Consider the following 24,530-nt stretch of genomic DNA (forward strand, 5'->3'; position numbering starts at 1 on the left):
AGTTCAACGGCCACAGAACTCTCGTTTTAGTAGTTATTCTTCCAGCAATTCGAGCAGCCTGTCCGGCCGGTTGGTAACGATGCCATCGAGACCGAGTGCGATATAGTGTTGCATCTGCTCGCGCTCATCCACGGTCCATACGGAGAGGTGCAGGCCGTGTTTGCGCGCCGCTCTTACAAAGCGCCGTGAATACACATTCAAGCCGAAATAGTGCATAGGCAGTTGCATGGCCCGGTAGCCGCACCGCAACCTGTCTGATACACCCAGCCATTGCGCCACATAGAACCGCAGCGCCTCCGGCATGGTTACACCGGTGTATATCTGTGGGCACAGGCGGCGGAATTCGCGGATAACGGCGCGGTGGTAAGAAGAGACGATGATCCGCTCGCCACAGTCGGCCTTTTCGATGGCGCGGCGTAGCGATTCTGCCGCAGCTGGTGAATCGTTTTTCAATTCGATGATCAGCGGAGTGTCGGGGATCTGTTCGAATACCTCGTCAATAGTGGCAATTCGCAACGGCTTGTCCCGATAGGGGAAGTACTCGCCGTCGCGGCTCCAGTTGTACGCGGCATTAAGTTCGCGCAACTGCGCCAGAGAATGCTCAATCACCGCGCCGCAGCCATTCGTGGTCCGCTCAAGTGTGGCGTCGTGCATCAGGATCAAGTGGCCGTCTGCGGTGAGATTGAGATCCATCTCCAGCGCGTCCACACCCAGCTCGACCATCCTGTGCAAATACAGCAGGGTATTGCCGGGAAACAGCCCGCAGCCGGATTCGTCGCCATGGGCGATTACCATCGGGCGTTTTTGCCCGGTTCTCCACAGAGACGCTCCGGAACCATTGCTCATTGCAGATTCGATTACGACGGACTCCCGGCTTCGGCATCGCTGCGTCGCGCCACCTGCTCCCGCCAGCGCAGAAAGCGCGCCTCCAGCCATAGCGGGAGAAAAATCACGATGTCATACAATCGCACCAGCAGGTCGCCGCTTTGCCAGATGCCACTGCCAACAAGGCGCAGACCGACGGCGAGGGTGCGCAGAGAAAATGCGCTCAGGATACCGATCATGGTGCGGCTGGAAGCGATAAAACTCTCCAGTGGAATGGCGGCAAAAATCAGTGCGAACGGCAGAACCACCCCCAGCCCCATCCGCGCGGCGATAGTGCCCCAGTGGACCTCACCGGCACTCTGGGGGAAAACCCCGCCAGTGGTGAACATGGATTCTGACATCAACGCGAGCCCCGCTTCCACGGCAACCAGAATAAACAGCAGTGCGCACGCGCCCCACAGCATGCGCAAACGCACCTTGTCATGGAGTGCGGCGATCACCGGGAACAGACGGGTAATGCGCAGACACTCCATCACAAACATGCCCACTGCGACCTCCAGCAAGAGGATCACCAGCGTGGAAATATCCGCGATTCTGAAGCCGCCGATCTCGGCGGAACCGCCCACAATTTCCGTCATGGGGCGCGCAATCAGGTAAAAGTTGATCAGCGCACCGCCCAGCACAATGGCAAGTACAAACGCGGAAATGAAAAACTGGCTGAGGGAAGAGGACGACAACATGCGCTGGGCGCGGTCACTGCTCTGCAGGATTTCCTCGTAGCGATCCATATGACGGTCGACCACTGTTGTCCGCTGCTGCACCGTGGTAACCGTTTTGTTGACCTTGCCCAGACTTTGAAGAATTGCGCGCCAGGCGGGCATCATGCGCTTCAGCAACTGGTGTCGTTCACGCGCGGATTCCCGGTACGCTTCCAGTGCCTTGGCTTCCGCCTTGCGCATGGAACCGTGAATGGTCTCCAGCACATCTCCCAGAACCGGATCCTGCTTGGTAGGGATTTCTGCCACTGCCTTGATGGCATTGACCCAGTTGGTGGGTTCCGGGGGGACCTCGGCGCTGCGCACATAGTCTTCGTCGACGGCTGTCAGTTGCTCGCACAGTTTGCGGTGCAGGGTTGGATACTGCGCCAACTCCTTCTTCATTGCGCCCTCGATACGATCGAACTCCCGTTCGATATGCCGCTCTGCGGCCTCGCGGCCGGCGGCCATCAACACTTCCCGGTTGCGCAATTGCAACCGGGCCTCTGCGGCGGCCACCGCATTGGCAGCAAGGCGAAGAGACTGGTAGAAAAACCGCGCCAGGGCGTAAATCCCCTGATGCATAGGTTTACGCGCCAAAAACAGCGCTACCAGCGCGATAACAAACCACAACCACGGTGGCAAACTCTGGAAAATCTCGGTCATGGTACAGCGCCCTCCCCTGCTGGTACCCAGCACAGTCCTAATGTGTACAGACCAGACATCAGTCTTGAAATAGAGCGGATGGCGGAAATTGCCACCTGCAGAAATGAAATGGTCGAGGCATGGTATCAAACACTAAGGCGGAGTTTCATTTATAGGGTCACAGCCCCGGTGCAAAACGCCTTGCACGGACCAAACTCCCCAAAACCATGCGGACGTCAATCGAGCCGCTTGCGGAAACGCCGTACGGCCAGGGTCATCATCAGGATGATAAATACAACCAGTGCCAGCAGATCCGGCCACAGTTCGAACACCCCGGCGCCCCGCAGCATCACACCGCGGATCAGGCGCAGGAAATGGGTGAGCGGCAATATCTCCGCCAGCCACTGCGCCGCTTTTGGCATGCCGTCAAAGGGAAACATAAAGCCGGACAGAAGTATGGAAGGCAGAAACACAAAAAACGTCATCTGCATGGCCTGGAACTGGGACTGGGCGCGCGTGGAGATCAGCAGCCCCATAGTCAAGTTCGCCAGAATCAGCAATAGCGAAGCAATATAGACATCCAGCAAACTGCCGCGAATGGGTACGCCAAACAGCCAGGTGCCAAGCAGCAGGATCAGGCTGGTCTGGATCAGTCCGACCAGGCCATATGGGAGTACCTTACCGAGCATCAACTCAATGCTGCTCACCGGGGTGGCAATCAGCAACTCCATATTGCCCCGTTCGCGCTCACGCACAATGGCCACCGCGGTGAACATTACCATGGTCATGGTGAGGATGATCCCAATCAGCCCCGGGACGATATTGATCGCCGACACCCGCTGCGGGTTGTAGAAGCTGACGATACTCACCGGGCCTCGCGGCAGCGGCACCGAGGATTGGCGATTGGGCAGGCTGATGTTGTTCTCCGGCGGCGGCTCACCCACGGGAACCTGCGCCAGCTGCGCCGCAGCGCTCTGCACCACCGTATCGCTACCATCCACCAGAATCTGGATCGCCTCCTGCCCGAGCGCCAGTCGGCGCTCGTAGTCGTAAGGAATGACGATGCCCACACTGATTTCGCCGCGGCGCAGCATGGTCATCACCTGCTGCGGCGTCTGCGCATCCGCCACCGGCTCGATCACCTCGGTGGCGAGCATGTCCATCACCTGCCGGCGCGAGGCGCTGGTTTCCGCCTGATCGGCGATGGCCGCAGGCAAATGACGCAGGTTCAGGTTGATGGCGTAGCCGAACAATACCAGCTGCATCATGGGGATCCCGATGATCATCGCCAGGGTCATGCGGTCCCGACGCATCTGCCGGAACTCCTTTTGCAATACCGCGAACAGGCGACGACCGTTCACGAGTTTTCCTCACGGGGCGACGCACGCTGTTCCGGCGTCGGATCAGAGTCGCGGTGCGTCACCGCAACGAACACGTCCTCCAGGCTCGGCTCCACCGGTGCAATCTCCGCCTGGATACCCTCGGCGCGCAGCGCGCCCCGTAGCTCTTCGGCGCTCACTGGATCTTCCGTCGTCAACAGTCGCAAGCTGTTGCCGATTTGTGCCGCACTGATCACACCAGGCTGACTCAGAAGTACATTGCGCGCGCTGCGCTGGCGCCCGGTTTCCACCAGCAGGGTGCGCCCGTCGAGTTTTCCGGTCAGTTCCGCGGGGCTGCCGTCAGCCACCAGCCGGCCGCGGTTCAGAATCGCAAGCCGATGGCAGCGCTCTGCTTCGTCCATGTAGTGTGTCGAAACCAAAATCGTGGTACCGGCATCGGCCAGTTCAAACAGTTTTTCCCAGAAGTCCCGGCGGGATTCCGGGTCCACCGCACTGGTAGGTTCATCCAGAAACAACAGCTCCGGTTTGTGGATCACCGCGCCGGCCAGGGCCAGGCGCTGCTTCTGTCCGCCACTCATGGTCCCGGCCAACTGATCCGCCCGGCCCTCAAACTGAAATTCCGCCAGTAACTCTTCGATACGCGCCCGCGCGTTCCTGACCGGCATATTCTGTACCGCCGAGAGAAACTCCAGGTTCTCGCGCACCGAGAGGTCCGTAAACAGGGAAAACTGCTGGGTCATATAGCCGATGCGCTGGCGCAGGACTTCCGCCTGCGCGGGAATTTGCAGGCCGAGGACCTCAATATCTCCGGATGTGGGGGTAAGCAGACCGCACAGCATGCGAATGCTGGTCGATTTACCAGACCCATTGGGGCCGAGAAAACCGTAAATCTGCCGCGCCGGAACCGTGAGATCCACATCATCCACCGCTTTGAGACTGCCGAAATGCTTGCTGAGTCCGCGCGCGCGAATGGCGATGTCACCTTCCATTTCTATTTGCCACCGTCAAAGGATGCCTCGTGGTCGGAAGCTCGCCGTTGCTCTGTCGGCGCACTCAGCGTGGAAGGATCTACCGTGTCCTCCGCGCCGTCGCCACCCGCTGCTTCATCGCCGGGTTCTATCTGCCCGCCCAATGGCGGGGGCGCGGGCGGCGCACTATCGACATCTGTCGATAAAAATGCCGCGCGCAACGGCAACCCTGCGGGCAACGGCGCGGCGTCCTCGCGCAATTGAATTTCGGCGATATAACTGAGCCGCGCCACGTCGTCCCCGGTCAGCGCATAGTAGGGCGTAAAGCTCGGATCATTGCGCACCATGCGCACACGCCCGACAAATGTACCCAGGCTATCGCCGCCGACACCCGTCAGCGTAACGCGGGCGACACTGCCCACATGGAGCTTGTGGCGGATAGGCTGCGGAACATAGACACGCGCATAGGGGGTGTTGCCAGTCAACATCACCACGAGCGATGCGCCAACCGGTGACTCGTCGCCGAGTTTGAAAGGGATACTGTCGACAATTCCGCCGCGTGGAGCGCGCAACGTCAGCTTTTCCAGCAGAACGCGTAGCGCTTGCGCCTCACCCTGCGCCTGGAGCAACGCGGCTTTACCTTGTTCTATATCTTCCGGGCGATTGCCGCGCTCCAGTTCAAGCAATTGCTCGCGCGCCGCGCGCACCTGAGCGCGGGCACTGTCTGCGGCCGCGAGCGCGGCGTCTATCTCGGATCTGGATACATAGTTTTTATCTCCAAGCGCACTCAGGCGACGGTAATCCGCCACCTTGTCTACGGCGTCCGCCTCCGCTGCCGCAAGCGCTGCGCGCGCACGTTCGATCTCTTCCTGGCGCGGTCCCACCTCAAGCTCCGCCAGTGCCGCCGCCTGACGAGCCACCGCCGCCTCGGCCGCATGCAGCCGCGCGCGCGTCTGCGCCGGATCCAGCTGCAGCAATATCTGCCCCTGCACCACGCGCTGCCCTTCCACCACATGGATCGCCACAATTTTTTCCGCCACAGGTGCAGGCAGAGCAATCCGATCCCACTCCAGAGTTCCCAACGCGACATCCTCTGTCTGGCTGCAACCAGAGAGTGAACTCAACGACAGCACCAGCCAGAGCGCGAACGCCATTCTTCGCGCTTCGATAAAATGCCGGCGAATAGGAGTCTTAGGTGGCTCTTTCGTCAAAAAATCACCATCGCCTTCAGCATGCAAAGAGGTTAACGATTATTGCGTCATTCATAAAAAATGTTCCTCAGAGGGGCTCAAATAAGGAACTAATTCCTTAAAACTATAAAAACCTCGAACTCAAAAAAAATCACTCTTAAAAAAGTAATTTTTAATTGGAAATATTATGGAACGACTGTCACAACATTTTTCAGTAACTAAGACAAAGCCGACTACACTCCATACAAACTTCTCAAGGCATGAGATTTTCCACTTAAACGGACTGGCGTCACTTCCTCTACACGGGCGGCCGTTAACGCCCTTAAAAGAAGTTAGAAGAGGAATTTACCGTGCGACGACCTGAATGCGACAGATTCGCGACATACAGGTTTCGCAGTGGCGTATCTCTGCCTTGCGGCAATAAGGGCTAATTTTGGGGTTTTCTATGCCGATTCTCTTTCTGAGCGATTCCGGCCTCCATGGGGATCTTCTGTATTCGCTTGTTTCAGAAGCAATCCCGCAAAATTGGGAAAAATCAGAATTCGGGAAACAGAAATTATGTCTCATTAATTACGACGCCATCGTCGTGGATTGCTTCAGCTTCTCATCAAAATCCGGACCCAGTGCGGAGTTCACTTACCTAAAAACCGTGAAACACCCCCGTGTGTTACTGGTCAACTACCCGCCAGATCTTCCTGCATCCATTCTCTACCCGTTGCAGGACCGGAAATTCAATTTCCTGTGCGACTGTCGCGCAAGCCAAAGGGAACTGGTCAGCAAGCTGACTCTCGCGATTCAGAATTCGAGGCCTGTCAGCGAAGTGGACTGCCGGTCCAGAATACTGCTGACAAAGCGGGAACAGGAAATTCTGTCGCAGCTCACGACCGGAGAGCCGAATAGCATCATTGCTTCAAAACTGCACCTTAGTGAACACACCGTCAAAAACCACATGTACAACATTTTTCGAAAAATCGGTGTGAAAAACCGCCTCCAGGCCAGCAACTGGGCAAAACTGCATCTGCAGGCGGAGAGGATTTAAGCGTGATTCCGCGGTATGTCATTTCCATTTTCCTGGCACTGCCACTTGCGACACTCGCGCAGGTGGACAACGGCGCTCTGGAGGAAAGCCCGCGCGCCAGCCCCGACAGCGGCGGTATTGAAGATGAAATCAGCGGCTTTAACGTTGACCAGACAATCACCCGCACCGGTCATGATTTCGCGCGTTTCATGAGCGAGTACCGCAACCTTCATTATCCCGACAGTACGTACAACCTGACCATTCTGGAGCGCCCTTCCGCGCGCTGGGGCAATCTGATCTGGATAACCTATAACAACAAAACGGTTTTTCGCCGTTTTATCAGCCCCAGTACCAATAACATACGGGCGGTGGCAGAAGAGGCATCGCAAATGATTCACGAAATGGTGCAACAGGAGAAAATCCGCGAAGCACTTACCGACCACTTTGACATCGGCAGGGATGAAATCTAATGAAAACAGGAAAGATGGCAGGAGTATCATTTATTCCATGCTTGGTATTTTTCGGTGCAAACGCTTTCGCGACTCAGTTGATTTATGAACCGGTCAATCCGAATTTTGGCGGGAACCCTCTCAACGGCACGTTTCTTCTGCAAAACGCACAGTCCCAGGACGACAATCAGGATCCCACCGACATTGACAACCTGTACAAGCAGCCGAGTGCACTGGACCGCTTTACCGATTCACTGGAAACACGCCTCTTGAACCAACTTTTGACAGATGTTGGCGACGGCAATAGTGGTGAACTCGTCACCGACGACTTTATCGTACAGATCGTCGATAACGACGGTGTGCTCACGGTGCTGATTACCGACCGTACCACCGGAGACAAAAGTGAGATCGTGGTGAGCGGTCTCAACCCGACAAACTGAAAGCTCTGCCAGCTAACGCACGACGTCATCCACAGGAAGCATAAAAATTTCTCTTCCTGATACGCCATAACATCTGGATTTCCTGAAATCCTGAATAATCGCGAAAAATTCTGGAGAAAGCGTGATGTATATAAGATGTCCGAAAATCGCTATTGCCCTCGCCTGTATCACGGCACTCAGCGGCTGTGGCGCGATCAAGGGAACCGGCGACGCACTTTTTGGCCCCGGTCGTGATGATGCGAAATTGACACCTCGCAACAATACCTTTCGCGACCTGCTGAATCTGCCCCAGCCAAAGGGAAAAATTCTCGCCGCCGTGTATAACTTCAGAGATCAGACCGGTCAGTATCGCCCGTCTCCAGCCAGTAGCTTTTCAACGGCTGTTACTCAAGGCGCAGCGTCGATGCTGATGAATGTACTGAATGAATCCGGCTGGTTTATCCCCTTGGAACGGGAGGGGCTCCAGAACCTGCTCACTGAGCGCAAGATTATTCGGGCAGCACTGGCAAAGCCGGACGCACCGGAAAACAACAGCATTCTGCCGTCACTGATAGCCGCCAATATTCTTCTCGAAGGTGGCATTGTCGCCTACGACACCAATCTAATGACCGGTGGCGCCGGCGCACGCTATTTTGGTATCGGCGCCGATGAACAGTATCGGGTCGACCAGATTACGGTGAATCTCCGCGCCGTTGACATACGCTCCGGCCGGGTTCTGCACTCGGTACTGACATCAAAAACCGTCTACTCCAAAGCCATCAGCATGGACGTGTTTCGCTACGTGAAATACAAACGCCTGCTGGAAATCGAAGCGGGCACCACGACCAATGAACCTGCACAGCTGGCTCTACTTTCTGCGATGGAGTCTGCCGTCATCCACTTGATTGGTCAGGGTATCGTCAACAACTCCTGGGCACTGCAGAATCCCGATGATATCAGCAGCCCGGTACTTCAGTATTACCTGAATGAAAGTGCAACCATCCTGTAAGCCATCCAAACCAGAGCAGTCTATGAAACGCCTCAATCCTGTTCCGATGCTACTGCGAATTTTCAGCCTGGTCCCGCTTCCACTCATGGCGTCCGTGCCTCATGTGTCCGCGCAGGAGATCGCCGGAATCCAGGATCTCGCAGCCTACAATGAACTCGACCTGGATGGCGGCAGCTCCACCGCAAATCTGGCGATCATCAATCAGTCGGGACTCTCGAATCACGTCTCCGCAACACAGTCCGGCACCATCAATTTTCTGTCTGTACAGCAGACTGGTTACAGGAATGTGCTGTTGACGACTCAGGTGGGTGAAGTAAACAGTTTGATTGCGGCGCAAACCGGTGAGAACAATGCGGCGGCACTGATTCAGGCGGGCTACGAAAACCTGATACTGCTCGAGCAGACAGGATTCGCGCATCAGGCGGGAATCACCCAATTCGGGGTGCAGAATTTTGTCAATGTTCAACAGGTTGGCCTGGCGCATCAGGTCACGGTCAATCAACGGGGCAACGGGCTCAGCACAAGCATTACCCAGGTTGGGGTATCCATGAAAACCACGGTAAACCAGCGCGACTGATAGATTTCACACAGCGCCTTCAGGGAAGTCAGGGATTAACATGCCACACAAGTATTCTCCGGTATCTGCCAGCCTGTTACTGCTATTCGGCAGCCTCGCCTCAGCCGAGGATAATACGGTTTATCAACACCAGATCGGTATTGAAAACATTGTCGCTTCAGACCAGGCAGCCGCCGTGACTTCGGACAACACGGTGAATCAGGAACAGGACGGTATCCACAACAGTGCCGAGGCCGCGCAGGCGGAAGTATCCCGCAGCAGTATCCGCCAGATTCAAGACGGCGTCGCCAATCAGGCGCACTCGCAACAACAATACGGTGAGTCCAACGACGTCACGATTTTACAGGCGGGTGCATTGAATTCCTCCCGTTCCCTGCAGTCTGTAACCCGTAACAGTTCGCTCACTACACGGCAGGGAGGTTTTGCCAACCGTGCCGAGATCGATCAGATGAACGGGAATTTCAACCAGGTCCAGGTAACCCAGATTGGCACTTCGAACCAAAGTGACATCACCCAGGTCATCAGTTTTCACAATCGGGGATTTATAGATCAACGGGGAACCGAACAGCAGGCGAATCTGAAGCAGACAGGGTACGGGCATTTCTCTGCGACGGTTCAGGATGGCATGTTCAATGATTCCGAGATCAGCCAGTCAGGCGCTTTCCAGGAAATAGAGCTTCTGCAGAGTGGGTTTTCCAATGACGCCGAACTCTCGCAGGGTGACAACTACAACGGCATCAGCATCACCCAGAGTGGCTCTTTCAATCACGCGAATGTCCGCCAGAGTGGTACATTCGGATTGGGAGGCAATCACCAATCCATCGTCAGTCAGGTCGGAGGTCTCAACAGCGTCGGAATTTCCCAGGCGGGGGTTTCTTCGACCGCCATCGTAAATCAACTCGGGAGCGGCAACTCGGTTTCGTTGTCCCAATAACCCCACCGACAGTCCATCCAGGCCCTCTGCGCGGCCAAACATTTGTTTGCGCCGCCTTCGCATTTATTGCGCCCCCTCTTTCACACCAAACCGCATGCGCCTGTTCTGTGCCCACGCGCGTCCACACGACCAAATGTGGCTTTATACGCCAAAAACCGCAGATTCGGTTATCAAACGACGTTTTCCAGAATAAACGCTGATTAAAAATTGTACTTTTTTCCTACGCTTTCATTACTTCCCTCCTATAGCGACCCCCTGTCTCACCAGCAACACTCAATAACAAGATCACTTTTCGATCAAATTGATCGCAAAACAACCTCAAACAAGGGTTTGCGCCACACTAAAACCAGGGCGCTGCGGTCAGGTTGAAAGAAGCGATTTTGCGATGGCGGCTAAGGCGACGGCACGACCAAGCCCCCTTTGTACCGCCACCCGACCGAATATGGTGCGACAACCGTGCCATTTTTAATCAGCACCCCCGAGGCTGGTTTTACCAACGTCCGAAGTAAAGGAGCAACTCATGAAGACGTTTTCCCCCATCGCTGCAGCTATCGCTCTGGTCGCCAGTGCCAGCGCTTTTGCAGACAACAACACCGCTGTTCAAACCCAGGTTGGTGTATTGAACGTTGCAACATCTACCCAACTGGAGTTGATCGGTGGTTATAACGAGGTCTATCAGACCCAATTTGGTGTGCTGAACCTTTCAACCGCACTGCAACTCGGTGTTATCAGTGCGTTTAACGACATCAACCATCTGCAAGTGGGCGCGCTGAACAACGCTTTCTCGCTGCAGGACGGTTTTATTACCATCGATAGTAATGCCAGCATCACTCAGGTCGGCGTGCTGAACCAGGCCTACACCTTCCAAAGCAACTCCTTCTTCAACGATGCCGACATCGATCAGGTAGGTGTTCTGAACGTGGGTGTTATCACTCAGAACGGCTCCGCGTTCAACGATGCCTACATCAATCAACTGGGTTGGTTGAACTTCGCGAATATCGATCAGTCTGGCGGCCTGGGTAACACCGCCGTTGCCAATCAGACCGGTATTCTCAACATCGCCGATCACGATCAGCCCGGAAATGGCAACACTTCCGTATCCAACCAGCTCGGAATCCTGAACATTGCCGACACCTATCAGTCCGGCGACGACAACGATTCCTACATCACCCAGACTGGCATTCTGAACCTGGCCGAACATGACCAGTTCGGAGATGACAACTTCGCCAGCAGCTGGCAGCTTGGCGTGCTCAACGCCTCCTATATCAGCCAGTTTGGCGATGACAACCTGGCGTTTACCACTCAGGTAGGCGCACTTAACCTGCACATCACCTCTCAGTTTGGTGACAACAACCTGGGTGTAGCCACTCAGGTGGGTGTAGCCAACTTCGGTGTGATCATCCAGTAATCCATTCCATGTGAATGGTAACGGGCGGCCCTTGTGGCCGCCCTCGCATTTATAGCCGGCAAATCCCCACAAGGGGCTCGCCGGTGAAATCCGGACTTCTGCGAGGGAAGGCTTCTCAGAGGAAAAGGAGGGAGTGTAGTGGTCAGCGGTATTTGATCACTACACTTTTACAGACAGGGCAGGCCCGGCAATACACTGGGCGTTTTACAGATGCTCCACCGCATCAATTTCATATTCCACCGAGCCCGATGGTGTATTTACCACCACGGTATCCCCCTCTTCCTTGCCGATCAGCGCTCGGGCTATCGGGGAATTTACGGAAATTTTCTTGTTCTTCACGTCCGCTTCATCGTCACCCACAATTTTATAGGTCACTTCAGAGTCATCTTCCGTGCGAATGATGGTAACCGTAGTGCCGAAAATGACTTTGCCGGACGGTTCGATGGCCTTCACATCGATCACATGCGCCATTGACAGCTTCGCTTCGATCTCCTGAATACGGCCTTCAATAAAGCCCTGCTTTTCTCGGGCGGCGTGGTACTCGGCGTTTTCTTTCAGATCGCCGTGCTCACGGGCTTCGGCAATCGCCTGCACAACCGCCGGGCGTTGTACTTTTTTCAGGTCATCCAGTTCGGTGCGCAGGGCTTCTGCGCCTTCTACGGTCATCGGTACTCGGTTCAACGGAAGCTCCAAACAATCTCTCAGTTATTCATTAACGAAAAAGCTCTGCCATTAGGCAGAGCTTTTCGGTTTGTTCGCTCTTATGGCCACCGCAGTGGCCGTGGAGCAGGCCGATCAGTCTTGCAGGCGCACAACGCGCTGATGCAGTTCCTGCAGGCTGCGCACCTGGTGCGGTTCGGCAATCTGCATGGCCATGGCCATGGCTTTTGCCGCCGCGAGGGTGGTGGTGTAGCAGACCTGGTGATTCTCGGCGCTGCGGCGGATATCCGCGGAATCGCGAATGGCCAGGCGACCTTCGGTGGTGTTGACCACCAGCGCAATCTCGTCGTTCTTGATCATGTCGACGATATGCGGCCGGCCCTCGTTCATCTTGTTCACCGTTGTAACCGCAATGTCCGCTTCTTGCAAGACCTTGGCGGTACCGCGGGTAGCCACCAGCTCGAAGCCGAGCTTGGACATCTCGCGGGCCACTTCCACCACACCGGCCTTGTCCACATCCCGCACGGAGATGAACACCTTGCCGGACTCCGGCAGGTTGTCGCCCGCACCCAGCAGGGACTTGTCGAAGGCTTCGGCGAAGGTTTCGCCCACCCCCATCACCTCACCGGTGGATTTCATTTCCGGGCCGAGGATCGGGTCCACTTTCGGGAACTTGTTGAACGGGAATACCGACTCCTTGACGGAGTAGTAGTCCGGTACGATTTCCTTGGTGAAGCCCTGCTCCGCCAGGCTCACACCGGCCTGACAGCGCGCGGCGATTTTCGCCAGCGAGGTGCCGATGCACTTGGACACGAACGGCACGGTACGGGACGCGCGCGGGTTTACCTCGATCACGTAGATCTCGCCGTCCTGGTAGGCCAGCTGGGTGTTCATCAGGCCCACCACACCCAGTTCGCGGGCCATGGCTTTCACTTGCTCGCGCATCAGGTCCTGCACGTCCGCCGGCAGGCTGTAGGGCGGCAGGGAGCAGGCAGAGTCACCGGAGTGCACACCGCACTGCTCGATATGCTGCATGATCGCGCCGATCACCACGTCCTTGCCGTCGGACACCGCGTCGATATCCACTTCGATGGCGGAGTGCAGGAAGTGGTCCAGCAGCACCGGCGCATCGTCGGAAACCTGCACGGCTTCCTTCATGTAGGTTTTGAGTTCGTCTTCCTTGTAGACGATCTCCATGGCGCGGCCGCCCAGCACGTAGGATGGGCGCACCACCAGCGGGTAGCCCACTTCCTTGGCTTTCTGGATGGCTTCGTACTCGGAGCGCACGATGGCGTTCTGCGGCTGCTTGAGACCGAGGCGCATGATCATCTGCTGGAAGCGCTCGCGGTCTTCCGCGCGGTCGATCTGCTCCGGGGTGGTACCGATGATCGGTACACCTTCGTTGGCCAGATAGCGCGCCAGGTTCAGCGGGGTCTGGCCGCCGAACTGCACGATCACACCTTCCGGCTTTTCCTTACGCACGATTTCCAGCACATCTTCCAGGGTTACCGGCTCGAAGTAGAGGCGGTCGGAGGTGTCGTAGTCGGTGGAAACCGTCTCCGGGTTACAGTTGACCATGATGGTCTCGTAACCGTCTTCGCGCATGGCGAGCGCCGCGTGCACACAGCAGTAATCGAACTCGATGCCCTGGCCGATGCGGTTGGGACCGCCGCCGAGCACCATGATTTTCTTCTTGTTGGACGGCTCCGCCTCGCACTCTTCATCGTAGGTGGAGTACATGTAGGCGGTGCCGGTGGCGAATTCCGCCGCACAGGTATCCACGCGCTTGTAGGACGGGAACACACCCAGCTTCTGGCGGAACTCGCGCACGGTTTTCTGGCTCACACCCAGCAGGTCGGCGAGGCGCTTGTCGGAGAAGCCTTTGCGCTTCAGGAAGCGCATGGTCTTGGCGTCGAGCGCGGAAGTCGGGATAGACTTCAGCGGCTCCTCGATATCCATCAGCTCCTTGATCTGCACCAGGAACCAGGGGTCGATACCGGACAGCTCGTACACTTCGTCGATGCTCATGCCCATGCGGAAGGCATCGCCCACGTACCAGATGCGGTTGGCGCCGGCCACAGACAGCTCGCGGCGCAGGTGCTCCATGGAGCCCACTTCCGCCGGGTCGAGCTTCGGCTCGAAACCGAAGGAGCCCACTTCCAGACCGCGCAGGGCTTTCTGCAGGGACTCTTGGAAGTTGCGGCCGATGGCCATGACCTCACCCACGGATTTCATCTGGGTAGTCAGGCGCGCATCCGCTTCACCGAATTTCTCGAAGGTGAAGCGCGGAATCTTGGTCACAACGTAGTCGATAGACGGCTCGAAAGACGCCGGGGTCGCACCACCGGTGATGTCGTTCTGCAGTTCGTCCAGGGTGTAACCCACCGCCAGCTTGGCCGCGACCTTGGCGATCGGGAAGCCGGTGGCCTTGGAGGCCAGCGCGGAGGAGCGGGACACCCGCGGGTTCATCTCGATCACCACCATGCGGCCGGTTTTCGGATCCATGCCGAACTGCACGTTGGAGCCGCCGGTTTCCACGCCGATCTCGCGCAATACCGCGATGGACGCGTTGCGCATCAGCTGGTATTCCTTGTCGGTCAGGGTCTGCGCCGGAGCTACGGTGATGGAGTCACCGGTGTGTACGCCCATCGGGTCGAAGTTCTCGATGGAACACACGATGATGCAGTTGTCGTTTTTGTCGCGCACCACCTCCATCTCGTACTCTTTCCAGCCGAGCAGGGATTCGTCGATCAGCAGTTCGTTGGTGGGGGACAGGTCGAGACCGCGCTTGCAGATCTCTTCGAATTCCGGCCAGTTGTAGGCCACACCGCCACCGGAGCCGCCCATGGTAAAGGACGGACGGATGATCACCGGGAATCCGAACTCCTCCGGAACCTTCTTCGCCTCTTCCAGGCTGTGGACGATCTTGGCGCGCGGGGTCTCGAGGCCGATGGCCTTCATCGCCTTGTCGAACAGATCGCGGTCTTCCGCTTTTTCAATGGCGTTCTTGTCCGCACCGATCAGCTCACAGCCGAACTTTTCCAGCACACCGTGCTTGTCCAGCGCCAGCGCACAGTTCAGCGCGGTCTGGCCGCCCATGGTGGGCAGGATCGCGTCCGGGCGCTCTTTTTCGATGATCTTGGCAACCGTCTTCCACTCCACCGGCTCGATGTAGGTGGCGTCCGCCATGGCCGGGTCGGTCATGATGGTGGCGGGGTTGGAGTTCACCAGGATCACCCGGTACCCCTCCTCGCGCAGGGCCTTACAGGCCTGGGCACCGGAGTAATCGAATTCACAGGCCTGACCGATGACGATGGGGCCTGCGCCGATGATCAGAATGCTTTGAATGTCTGTGCGTTTTGGCATCTTTCTTCCGTATCTAATCGGCCGTTATCCGGCGGATAAAATTCTGGTCTTGCTTGTAGGAGCCTGCCTGCAGGCGAACGGTTCGCTTGCAGGGCAAGCTCCTACAAAAGAGGAGCTTCGCTTAACGGCGCGCTTCCATCATCTCGATAAACTGGTCAAACAGCGGCGCCACATCGTGCGGGCCGGGGCTCGCTTCCGGGTGACCCTGGAAGCTGAACGCCGGTTTGTCCTTCAGGCGGATGCCTTGCAGGGTGCCGTCGAACAGGGACTTGTGGGTGATTTCCACATTCTCCGGCAGGGTGTTCGCATCCACTTCGAAGCCGTGGTTCTGCGCGGTGATCATCACCTTGGTGGAGTTCAGGTCCTGCACCGGGTGGTTGCCGCCGTGGTGGCCGAATTTCATCTTCGCGGTCTTCGCGCCCACGGCGAGGCCCAGCAGCTGATGGCCGAGGCAGATGCCGTAGGTGGGCAGGTCGGCGTCGATGAATTCCTTGATCGCCGCAATCGCGTAGTCGCAGGGCTCGGGGTCGCCGGGGCCATTGGAGAGGAACACGCCGTTCGGGTTCATCGCCAATACCTCAGATGCCGGAGTCTCGGCGGGCACCACGGTGATGCTGCAGCCGCGGTCCACCAGCATGCGCAGGATGTTGCGCTTCACGCCGAAATCGTAAGCCACGACCTTGTAGGGCTGCGCGGCCGGCGCCGGCTTGTGGCCCTGGCCCAGTTCCCAGGTACCTTCGTTGAAGTCGTATTTCTCCTTGGTGGAAACGACCTTGGCCAGGTCCATACCCTTGAGGCCGGCGAACGCCTGCGCCTGTTTCAGGGCATCGGCTTCGTCAATGTTGTCACCGGTGACAATGCAACCGCTCTGGGCGCCTTTGTCGCGCAGGATCCGGGTCAGGCGGCGGGTGTCGATATCGGCGATACCGACGATATTGCGCGCCTTGAGGTAGTCCTCCAGCGACTGCTCACTGCGGAAGCTGGATGCCAGCAGCGGCAGGTCGCGGATCACCAGGCCGGCGGCCCAGATTTCAGATGCTTCCTCATCTTCACTGTTGGTACCGGTGTTACCGATATGGGGGTAGGTCAGGGTAACGATCTGACGGGCGTAGGACGGGTCCGTCAGGATCTCCTGGTATCCGGTCATGGAGGTATTGAAAACTACCTCACCGACCGTTGTGCCTTCGGCGCCAATGGCGCGACCGCGAAAGACACTGCCATCGGCAAGCACCAGCAGGGCCGGGGTGGTGCTGGGCATCAGGGATTCCGGCGTGAGAACGGCGTTGTTCAAATCAATCTCCAATCGTCAGAACGGCTTCCGGGCGGGGTGAGAGGGCGCAGCCGGGACGGCGACGCCAGTGGCAGTTTCAGCTGCAACTTTTTACCGGAAGCCTTTTATAAAAAAGCGAGATGAAACGGCTGCTTCATCTCGCTTTTTTATAAAGTTATTCACGGGCGCTCGCTGTGGCTTTCACCTGGGCTCTCACTGTGTGGCCGGCATCCAGGGAATGCGTGTCTGGAGGGCGAAATTCCGCCACAGCCGGCACTTTATCTGGCAGGAAAGCCACGGGCTCAGCGTCCTTATCCGCTAAAAGCAGAACCTGTTTCTGGCGCGAGCGACTGCTGTGGGGCCTTTCCAAGCCGGGCGCAGATTCTACGGGAAAACACCTTTTACCGCCAGTACAAATTTACGCCATAGACGCCGGAACCACGGGCGCCGATGCAGCCTAATTCGAGCCGGAATACGGGGAGGAAATCGGCGGGCCCGAGGGGTAATGCTGTTCACTTAGCAAAATATCGGGCGAAGGTGGCGATGCCGGCGTGGCTAGGGGAATGCCTGGTCAGTTTATCTCGCGGCTCAGACGGAACAGGCTGTTGCCCATTTTCAGTTCCGCGCGGTCGAGCCGGGTCTTATTCAGCTGCAGGGCCAGGTTGGCACCGCTGCCTGCAAACTCCACCATGCCCCCGAGGTTGGCAAAGCGGCGGACGTCGCTGACGGTCAGCACCGGGAAAAACTCCAGCGCGCCCACTGCCTGGGCCAGACGCTCGGCGCCCATGTCCCCCATCACAACGATCTGGCAGCGGCGCGCGCGCAGCATTTCGCCATCGTTGACCCGCTCCAGCGAGGCCATACGCCCCTGGATGCGGTGGTGATGAAGCCTGGCAGTGAGCGGCGCGACCAGCTCGTTTTCCCCCATCACGCAGATACGGAAGGGAGCGCTGGCGCCGTTGAATACATCGATGGGCCACTGCAGGTGGTGAGCGAAATGGACAATGTAGTCCACCATCACCTTGCGCCCGAGATCAGTGTCGGAGAGCTGCTCGGCGTGGGCCCCGGCCGGCAGTTGTGGCAGCAGGAAAAGAAACAGCATCAACCCCGCGCTAAGCCGGGCAAATGGCCATGCCACCCTCCGGGCTTCCGATGCGTCAGCGTGTGGCTTGCGGGGAGAGGCGGCTTTGTACATCTTCTGGGTCACCGGGGCACTGGATTCGCCCCGGCGAAACAAAAGTCCACATGCGGGGCACCCCCAAATGGCACGGGGGCACTCCAAAGATTAGTACCGACAGCGTCTGCCCACCAATGAAGAGCAGCAGCCGCGCGCCAGAATTCCCGCGGACTGGAGGCGCCTTATTCGTCCTCGAAAGTGGTGGCGCCAGCGATGGTCGGGCGCCATTTGAGTGCGCGCTCGATCGCCATGATCATATTGCCGGCCACATCCTTGCGGGTGGCGCTCTCAATCCCTTCGAGACCCGGCGATGAATTCACTTCCAGCAACAGGGGGCCCTTTTTGGAGCGAATGATATCCACACCGGCCACCTTCAATCCCAGCACTTTGGCGGCCTTGATGGCCAGCTTGCGCTCTTCCGCACTGATTTTGACCACCGACGCGGTGCCGCCCTGATGAATATTGGCGCGGAACTCCCCCGGTGCCGCCTCCCGCTGGATCGCCGCCACCACCTTGCCGTCGATAACAAACAGACGCAGGTCCTTGCCCTGCGCCTCGCGGATAAACTCCTGCACCAGCAGGTTCACCTTCAGGGACTTGAACGCGTTGATCACCGACTCCCCCGCCTTGCGGGTTTCCGCCAAGACCACACCGCGGCCCTGGGTGCCCTCGAGCAGCTTTACGATCAGCGGCGCGCCACCGACCATTTCGATCAATTCGTTGGTGTCCATGGGTGAATTGGCGAAACCGGAAATCGGAATACTCAATCCACCCTCCTGCAGCAACTGCAGGGAAAACAGCTTGTCGCGGGACTGACTGATAGCCGCGGAGCCGTTCAGAGCGAACACCCCGATGCTCTCGAAGTGGCGTGTTAGCGCGCAGCCATAGAAGGTCTGGCTCGGGCGGATGCGTGGAATCACCGCATCCAGATTGTTGAGGATACGGCCGTCGCGGTAGTGCACTTCCGGCTCAGTGGAATCGAGCTTCATGTAGCACTGGCGGATATTCAGGAAGGTCATGCGGTGGCCGCGCTCGGCGCCCGCTTCCATGATCCGCTGGTTGCTGTAGAGGTCCGGATTGGACGCCAGCAGGCCGATGCGCAGGCCGGTGCCCGCCATGTGGTGCTCGTCGTGGTAGTACTCTTCCAGCTGGCTGGGCGGCATTTCGCCGAGGCAAAAACTTTCCGACGGGTCCACCAGCATGCGCCCCATCATCGCCTCGCGGCCGAGCAGCATGCGGTAACCCATGGAGTCGCGATTGGTCAGCGTCAGCTCGATATCCCACACGCTGCCGCCAATGCTGATCGCGGTCTTGATCACCAGGCGCTTTTCCGCATCGCCGGAAGAGCTGCGCACCGTGCGCTTGTCCAGTACCCGCGCCTCGCAGCGCACCCGCGGACGGCGCAGGTTCTGCAGCGGGTGCGCCTCAAAGCTCACCCAGGGCTCGCCACCGCGGTTGAACGGCTGGATATTGTAGGCGTGCAGGCACGAGGTCTTGGCGCCAGAGTCCACCCGCGCCTTGATCGCGGGAATGCCCAACCCCGGAAAGGCGCACCATTCCTCGCTGCCGACGATGATTTTCTTTTCCAAACAAACGACTCCAAAAAAATTATTTGAGCGCGAGCACGTCGCGCATGTCGTAGCGACCGGCATCTCGATCCGTCAACCAGATCGCTGCGCGCACCGCACCACGGGCAAAAGCCAGCCGGCTGCTGGCCTTGTGGGTAATTTCAATACGCTCGCCGTCGGCAAAGAAGGACACGGTGTGCTCACCGACCACATCGCCGCCGCGCACGGTGGCAAAGCCGATGGTTTCCCGGTCGCGCGCGCCGGTCTGACCCTCGCGGCCGTACACCGCCACCTTGGCAAGATCGCGGCCAAGGGTGTCCGCAATCACCTCCCCCATGCTGAGCGCAGTACCGGACGGCGCGTCCACCTTGTGGCGGTGATGGGCTTCGACGATTTCGATATCCACGTCGTCGCCCAGCACCCGGGCCGCAGTTTCCAGTAAGTTAAAGCACAGATTCACGCCGGTGGAAAAATTGGTGGCGAAACACAGTGGGGTTTTGTCGCCGGCACTCAGCATCTGCGCCTTCTGCGCGGGGTCGAAGCCGGTGGTCCCGATGACGATGGCCTTGCCGTGCTGCGCGCAGTAAGCCGCGTTGTCGAGGGTGGCGAGAGGCGACGTGAAGTCGATCAGCACATCAAATGTCGCCTGCTCCAGACTGTCGACGATTGCCAGACCGCTGCGCCCGAGACCGGCCACCTCGCCGGCATCCGCACCCACCAGGCTCGATCCCGGGCGCACTACTGCGCCGCTGAGCCTGGCTTTGCCCGCCAGTTCCGCCAGCGCCACGGCTTCCGCCAGCACACGCCCCATGCGGCCACCAAATCCTGTGATCGCTATGTTCACTGCCATGTTCAATCTCCTTCCCGCCGGCCTTGAAAGGCGCGGATTCTACCCCGGTTTCTGTTGCGGGCAATACCGCAGCGCACACCCCTGCTGACCATTGAACATATCAGAGTACTGACCGGGCAGTACGTCTTGCGGCGCGCCATTCCTCTACTAGGCTTTAAATAGTCCGTCGATTGGAGTGCCAGTCATGTCCCCCGAATCCCGCGATCCATTCTGGTCGTCCCTGTCCGCCGCCCTCTTCGCCCTGCTGTTGTTCACTGTGGTGTCCACCGGCAAGGCCGTGGATACCTCCGGCCTGGGTGCCGACTTCTGGGAAAAATACGACGACATCACGGATTGGGCCACCCTGCGCCTGCAACTCACGCCGGAGCAGGAGGAAAAGGCTCTGCCCCTGCTGCAGGAAAGTTTCGAGAAGAAACTCGCCATTCTCAAGGAATACGGATTCGACAAAAGCGTAATGCCTGAACTCACGGCCGATCAAAAGAAGGAGCTGGTCGCAAAGATTCTCGCCGCTCGCGCTGCCACCCGCGCAGGGATGGCCAGCATTCTGAATCCCGAACAGCTGGAAGAGTTGAAAAAAATCCAGCAGGAATTCCATGAAGAGTTCCAGCGCCGTCTGGCGGAGCACTGATGCCCGGCGCCGGCTGTCGCAAAGCAAAAAAGCCCGGGCATTTCGGCCCGGGCTTTTTCTGGTGCGAGTCAGATGAATGAAGATCAGAGCTTCATATCACCAAAGAAGTTCTTCACCCCTTCAAACCAACCGGTCTGACGCGGGGAGTTTTTCTTTTCGCTCAGAGTGCCGGCAAATTCCTCCAGCAGCTCTTTCTGTTTGGTGGAGAGGTTGATCGGGGTCTCCACCACTACGCGGCACAGCAGGTCGCCGGGGGCGCCGCCGCGCACAGGAGTCACACCCTTGCCGCGCAGGCGGAACAGTTTGCCGGTCTGGCTCTCCGCCGGGATTTTCAGTTTGACTTTGCCATCCAGCGTCGGCACTTCCATCTCGCCGCCGAGTGCGGCGGTCACGAAGCTGATGGGCACTTCGCAGTAGAGGTTCTTGCCGTCGCGCTGGAACAGCTCGTGCTCCTTCACCATCACCTGTACGTAGAGGTCGCCCGCGGGTCCACCGTCCGGCCCGGCTTCGCCCTCGCCGGCAAGACGGATACGGTCGCCGGTATCCACACCCGGTGGCACCTTGACCGACAGGGTCTTGGTTTCCTCAACGCGACCGCGACCGTGACAGCTGGTGCAGGGGTCGGTGATCACGGTGCCGCGACCGCGACAGTTGGGGCAGGTCTGCTGCACCGAGAAGAAGCCCTGCTGCATGCGCACCTGGCCGGCGCCGCCACAGGTGCCACAGGTCTGGGGCTTGGAGCCGGCCTTGGCGCCGGAGCCGTGGCAGGTGCCACAGTTGGCCAGCGTCGGCACACGGATCTTGACGGTGGTGCCGCGCACCGCGTCCTCCAGATCCAGCTCCAGGTCATAGCGCAGGTCGGAACCGCGCTGGGGTCCGCGACGGCCGCCACCGGCGCCGCCAAAGATATCGCCGAACACGTCACCGAAAATATCGGAGAATCCACCGAAACCACCGCCACCGTGGCCCGCCTGGCCGTCAACACCGGCATGACCAAACTGGTCGTAGGCCGCCTTCTTCTGCGGGTCAGACAGAATCTCGTAGGCCTCGTTGGCCTCTTTGAATTTGTTCTCCGCCTCTTTGTCGTCGGGGTTGCGGTCCGGGTGATATTTCATCGCCACCCGGCGGTAAGCCTTTTTCAGCTCCTTTTCATCCGCCCCTTTGCTGACGCCGAGGACTTCGTAGTAATCGCGTTTGGACATAGCTCTGTGTGTTCTTTTTAAAACTGCATAAGGCGCGGGAGTTCAGGTAAACCCCCGCGCCTTCTATATTCCCCTGTAGGAGCCTGCTTGCAGGCGAAGGAAGCTCGCCTTTGGCGAGATTCGCCTGCAAGCAGGCTCCTACATCTAGGGTTAAAGCGGTAAGTTAATTACTTGCCGTCTTTCTTGTCGTCTTTGACTTCTTCGAACTCAGCGTCCACTGCATCGTCGCCACCGGACTTACCACCGGAGCTCGCTTGCTCCGCCTGCTGTGCAGCGGCGTCCTGAGCCTGGGCCTGTTCGGCGTAGAGTTTCTGCGTCAGGGAGCCGGAGGCTTCGGTCAGTTTGGTGGTAGCGGCTTCGATCGCGGCCTTGTCGTTGCCTTTCACCGCTTCCTCGGCATCCGCCAGGGCGGCGTCGATCGCGGCTCTCTCTTCACCGGTCGCCTTGTCACCGGCTTCGTCCACGGTCTTGCGGGTGGCGGAGATCAGGCCGTCGAGCGTGTTGCGGGCCTGCACCAGCTCCTCGAACTGCTTGTCCGCTTCGGCGTTGGCCTCGGCGTCGCGCACCATTTTTTCGATTTCCTCGTCAGACAGACCGGAAGAGGCCTTAATGACGATGGACTGCTCCTTGCCGGTGGCCTTGTCTTTGGCGTGCACGTGCAGGATACCGTTGGCATCGATATCGAAGGTCACTTCGATCTGCGGCATGCCGCGCGGCGCCGGCGGGATGTCGGCCAGGTCGAAACGGCCCAGGGATTTGTTCTGTGCCGCCTGCTTGCGCTCACCCTGCACCACGTGAATGGTCACGGCAGTCTGGTTGTCATCGGCGGTGGAGAACACCTGAGACTTCTTGGTCGGGATGGTGGTGTTCTTCTCGATCAGCGGGGTAGCCACACCGCCCATGGTTTCGATACCCAGGGTCAGCGGGGTCACGTCCAGCAGCAGTACGTCTTTCACGTCTCCGCCCAGAACCGCGCCCTGGATCGCTGCACCCACGGCCACGGCTTCGTCCGGGTTCACGTCCTTGCGCGGCTCTTTGCCGAAGAACTCGGTCACCTTTTGCTGCACCAGCGGCATACGGGTCTGGCCGCCCACCAGGATCACTTCGTCGATCTTGCCGGTGGTCATGTCCGCGTCCTGCAGTGCGATTTTTACCGGCTCCAGGGAGCGCGCCACCAGGTCTTCCACCAGGCTCTCGAGCTTGGCGCGGGTCAGTTTCACCACAAGGTGCTTCGGACCGGTGGCGTCTGCGGTGATGTACGGCAGGTTCACTTCGGTCTGCTGGCTGGAGGACAGCTCGATCTTGGCTTTCTCGGCCGCTTCTTTCAGGCGCTGCATGGCCAGGGGATCACCCTTCAGGTCGATGCCCTGCTCTTTCTTGAACTGCTCTGCCAGGTAGTCGATCAGGCGCAGATCGAAGTCTTCACCACCGAGGAAGGTGTCTCCGTTGGTGGACAGCACTTCAAACTGCATTTCGCCGTCGACGTCGGCAATTTCAATGATGGAGATATCGAAGGTACCGCCACCCAGGTCGTATACCGCGATGGTGCGGTCGCCGCCCTTCTTATCCAGGCCGTAGGCCAGCGCAGCCGCGGTGGGCTCGTTGATGATGCGCTTGACGTCGAGACCGGCGATACGGCCGGCGTCTTTGGTGGCCTGGCGCTGGGAGTCGTTGAAGTAGGCCGGCACGGTGATTACCGCAGCGTCCACTTTCTCACCGAGGAAGTCTTCCGCGGTTTTCTTCATCTTTTTCAGCACTTCGGCAGAGATCTGCGGCGGGGCTTTCTTGTCGCCCTTCACTTGCACCCAGGCGTCGCCGTTGTCGGCTTCAACGATGGAGTAAGGCACCATCTTGATGTCTTTCTGGACGACGTCGTCCTTGAACTTGCGGCCGATCAGACGCTTCACCGCGAACAGGGTGTTGGTCGGGTTGGTCACCGCCTGACGCTTGGCGGACTGGCCTACCAGCACCTCGTTGTCGTCGGTAAACGCAACGATGGATGGGGTGGTGCGATCGCCTTCAGCGTTTTCGATAACACGTGCCTTGTCGCCATCCAGTACCGCTACACAGCTGTTGGTGGTACCCAGGTCGATGCCGATGATTTTTCCCATTGATCTGTATCCTCACTTTGCTGCGCGCGCCGTTTTCTGTTCAGCGCCGCGCTTTTGTATTCGGTTGCCTGCTTATATTGGTGCCGCCGTTTCGTTTTCAAGGGCGGTTCCCGCAATTCCGCGGCACAGGGATGTGCCGCCGCGGACGTCTTTTCTGCAAT

General features: G+C 58.5%; 21 protein-coding genes and 1 pseudogene. 8 read left to right on the forward strand and 14 right to left on the reverse strand.

Annotation, left to right across the window (positions count from 1 at the left end):
* Positions 1-33 precede the first annotated feature (33 nt).
* The 5 genes from GNX18_RS09875 to GNX18_RS09895 form a co-directional block, all read right to left on the reverse strand.
* The gene (locus GNX18_RS09875; RefSeq protein ID WP_166217546.1) at positions 34-846 is read right to left on the reverse strand and encodes a glycerophosphodiester phosphodiesterase; all 813 of its coding nucleotides are present in this window, start codon (positions 844-846) and stop codon (positions 34-36) included.
* Between the two features lie 11 nt (positions 847-857).
* Positions 858-2,246 (reverse strand): hypothetical protein, encoded by a 1,389-nt coding sequence (locus tag GNX18_RS09880; RefSeq protein WP_166217549.1) that lies wholly within the window; start codon positions 2,244-2,246, stop codon positions 858-860.
* 215 nt (positions 2,247-2,461) lie between these two features.
* Positions 2,462-3,586, reverse strand: coding sequence for an ABC transporter permease (locus GNX18_RS09885; protein WP_166217552.1), 1,125 nt, complete (start codon positions 3,584-3,586; stop codon positions 2,462-2,464).
* On the reverse strand, positions 3,583-4,554 hold the full coding sequence (locus tag GNX18_RS09890) for an ABC transporter ATP-binding protein (RefSeq protein ID WP_205828109.1): 972 nt from the start codon (positions 4,552-4,554) through the stop codon (positions 3,583-3,585). The genes GNX18_RS09885 and GNX18_RS09890 overlap by 4 nt, the downstream gene beginning before the upstream one ends.
* Before the next feature lie 2 nt (positions 4,555-4,556).
* Positions 4,557-5,687, reverse strand: coding sequence for an HlyD family secretion protein (locus GNX18_RS09895; protein ID WP_138233724.1), 1,131 nt, complete (start codon positions 5,685-5,687; stop codon positions 4,557-4,559).
* Between the two features lie 481 nt (positions 5,688-6,168).
* On the opposite strand from GNX18_RS09895, the gene GNX18_RS09900 reads away from it, so the two are divergent.
* The 7 genes from GNX18_RS09900 to GNX18_RS09930 all read left to right on the forward strand — a co-directional run bounded on the left by GNX18_RS09900 (position 6,169) and on the right by GNX18_RS09930 (position 11,537).
* A complete protein-coding gene (locus GNX18_RS09900; protein WP_138233723.1) occupies positions 6,169-6,762 on the forward strand; it encodes a response regulator transcription factor in 594 nt (197 codons plus the stop codon).
* Between the two features lie 2 nt (positions 6,763-6,764).
* The gene (locus GNX18_RS09905) at positions 6,765-7,211 is read left to right on the forward strand and encodes a curli production assembly/transport protein CsgE (RefSeq protein WP_240914329.1); all 447 of its coding nucleotides are present in this window, start codon (positions 6,765-6,767) and stop codon (positions 7,209-7,211) included.
* Positions 7,211-7,630 carry a curli assembly protein CsgF gene (locus tag GNX18_RS09910; RefSeq protein ID WP_240914330.1) on the forward strand — a complete coding sequence of 140 codons (420 nt, stop codon included), beginning with the start codon at positions 7,211-7,213 and terminating at the stop codon, positions 7,628-7,630. Before GNX18_RS09905 ends, GNX18_RS09910 begins: the two co-directional genes overlap by 1 nt.
* Positions 7,631-7,754: 124 nt before the next feature.
* Entirely contained in the window at positions 7,755-8,618 is an 864-nt protein-coding gene (locus tag GNX18_RS09915) for a CsgG/HfaB family protein (protein WP_138233722.1), read from the forward strand.
* Positions 8,619-8,640: 22 nt separating this feature from the next.
* Positions 8,641-9,195 (forward strand): hypothetical protein, encoded by a 555-nt coding sequence (locus GNX18_RS09920; RefSeq protein ID WP_166217555.1) that lies wholly within the window; start codon positions 8,641-8,643, stop codon positions 9,193-9,195.
* A gap of 40 nt (positions 9,196-9,235) precedes the next feature.
* Positions 9,236-10,129, forward strand: a complete 894-nt coding sequence (locus GNX18_RS09925) for a hypothetical protein (protein WP_138233720.1) — start codon at positions 9,236-9,238, stop codon at positions 10,127-10,129.
* Positions 10,130-10,649: 520 nt separating this feature from the next.
* On the forward strand, positions 10,650-11,537 hold the full coding sequence (locus GNX18_RS09930; protein WP_138233719.1) for a hypothetical protein: 888 nt from the start codon (positions 10,650-10,652) through the stop codon (positions 11,535-11,537).
* Positions 11,538-11,741: 204 nt separating this feature from the next.
* On the opposite strand, the gene greA is transcribed toward GNX18_RS09930, so the two are convergent.
* The 7 genes and pseudogenes from greA to dapB all read right to left on the reverse strand — a co-directional run bounded on the left by greA (position 11,742) and on the right by dapB (position 20,428).
* Complete coding sequence (greA, locus tag GNX18_RS09935; protein ID WP_138233718.1) at positions 11,742-12,218, reverse strand: transcription elongation factor GreA; 477 nt, start codon at positions 12,216-12,218, stop codon at positions 11,742-11,744.
* A 114-nt stretch (positions 12,219-12,332) separates the two neighbouring features.
* On the reverse strand, positions 12,333-15,563 hold the full coding sequence (gene carB, locus GNX18_RS09940; RefSeq protein ID WP_138233717.1) for a carbamoyl-phosphate synthase large subunit: 3,231 nt from the start codon (positions 15,561-15,563) through the stop codon (positions 12,333-12,335).
* A 121-nt stretch (positions 15,564-15,684) separates the two neighbouring features.
* The gene (gene carA, locus GNX18_RS09945) at positions 15,685-16,821 is read right to left on the reverse strand and encodes a glutamine-hydrolyzing carbamoyl-phosphate synthase small subunit (RefSeq protein WP_166220532.1); all 1,137 of its coding nucleotides are present in this window, start codon (positions 16,819-16,821) and stop codon (positions 15,685-15,687) included.
* A 583-nt stretch (positions 16,822-17,404) separates the two neighbouring features.
* Positions 17,405-17,971, reverse strand: a complete 567-nt coding sequence (locus tag GNX18_RS09950; RefSeq protein ID WP_240914331.1) for a YfiR family protein — start codon at positions 17,969-17,971, stop codon at positions 17,405-17,407.
* A 221-nt stretch (positions 17,972-18,192) separates the two neighbouring features.
* Positions 18,193-19,113 (reverse strand): 30S ribosomal protein S6--L-glutamate ligase, encoded by a 921-nt coding sequence (gene rimK / locus GNX18_RS09955; protein ID WP_240914358.1) that lies wholly within the window; start codon positions 19,111-19,113, stop codon positions 18,193-18,195.
* Positions 19,114-19,197: 84 nt separating this feature from the next.
* Positions 19,198-19,662 (reverse strand): annotated as a pseudogene (locus tag GNX18_RS19630) (ATP-dependent zinc protease); the annotation flags it as partial.
* On the reverse strand, positions 19,619-20,428 hold the full coding sequence (dapB, locus tag GNX18_RS09960) for a 4-hydroxy-tetrahydrodipicolinate reductase (protein WP_138233715.1): 810 nt from the start codon (positions 20,426-20,428) through the stop codon (positions 19,619-19,621). The gene dapB and the pseudogene GNX18_RS19630, both read right to left, overlap by 44 nt.
* 184 nt (positions 20,429-20,612) lie before the next feature.
* Here dapB and GNX18_RS09965 point away from each other — a divergent pair, with 184 nt between their 5' ends.
* Positions 20,613-21,056 (forward strand): hypothetical protein, encoded by a 444-nt coding sequence (locus GNX18_RS09965; protein WP_166217557.1) that lies wholly within the window; start codon positions 20,613-20,615, stop codon positions 21,054-21,056.
* A gap of 83 nt (positions 21,057-21,139) precedes the next feature.
* Here GNX18_RS09965 and dnaJ read toward each other — a convergent pair whose 3' ends face one another.
* Positions 21,140-22,258: a molecular chaperone DnaJ gene (gene dnaJ, locus GNX18_RS09970; protein ID WP_138233713.1), complete on the reverse strand. Its 1,119-nt coding sequence runs from the start codon at positions 22,256-22,258 to the stop codon at positions 21,140-21,142.
* Positions 22,259-22,425: 167 nt separating this feature from the next.
* Positions 22,426-24,369 carry a molecular chaperone DnaK gene (gene dnaK / locus GNX18_RS09975; protein ID WP_166217560.1) on the reverse strand — a complete coding sequence of 648 codons (1,944 nt, stop codon included), beginning with the start codon at positions 24,367-24,369 and terminating at the stop codon, positions 22,426-22,428.
* Positions 24,370-24,530 lie beyond the last annotated feature (161 nt).

Origin of the sequence: Microbulbifer sp. SH-1 (genome assembly GCF_011326135.1) — a bacterium.
GTDB classification, from domain to species: Bacteria; Pseudomonadota; Gammaproteobacteria; order Pseudomonadales; family Cellvibrionaceae; genus Microbulbifer; species Microbulbifer harenosus.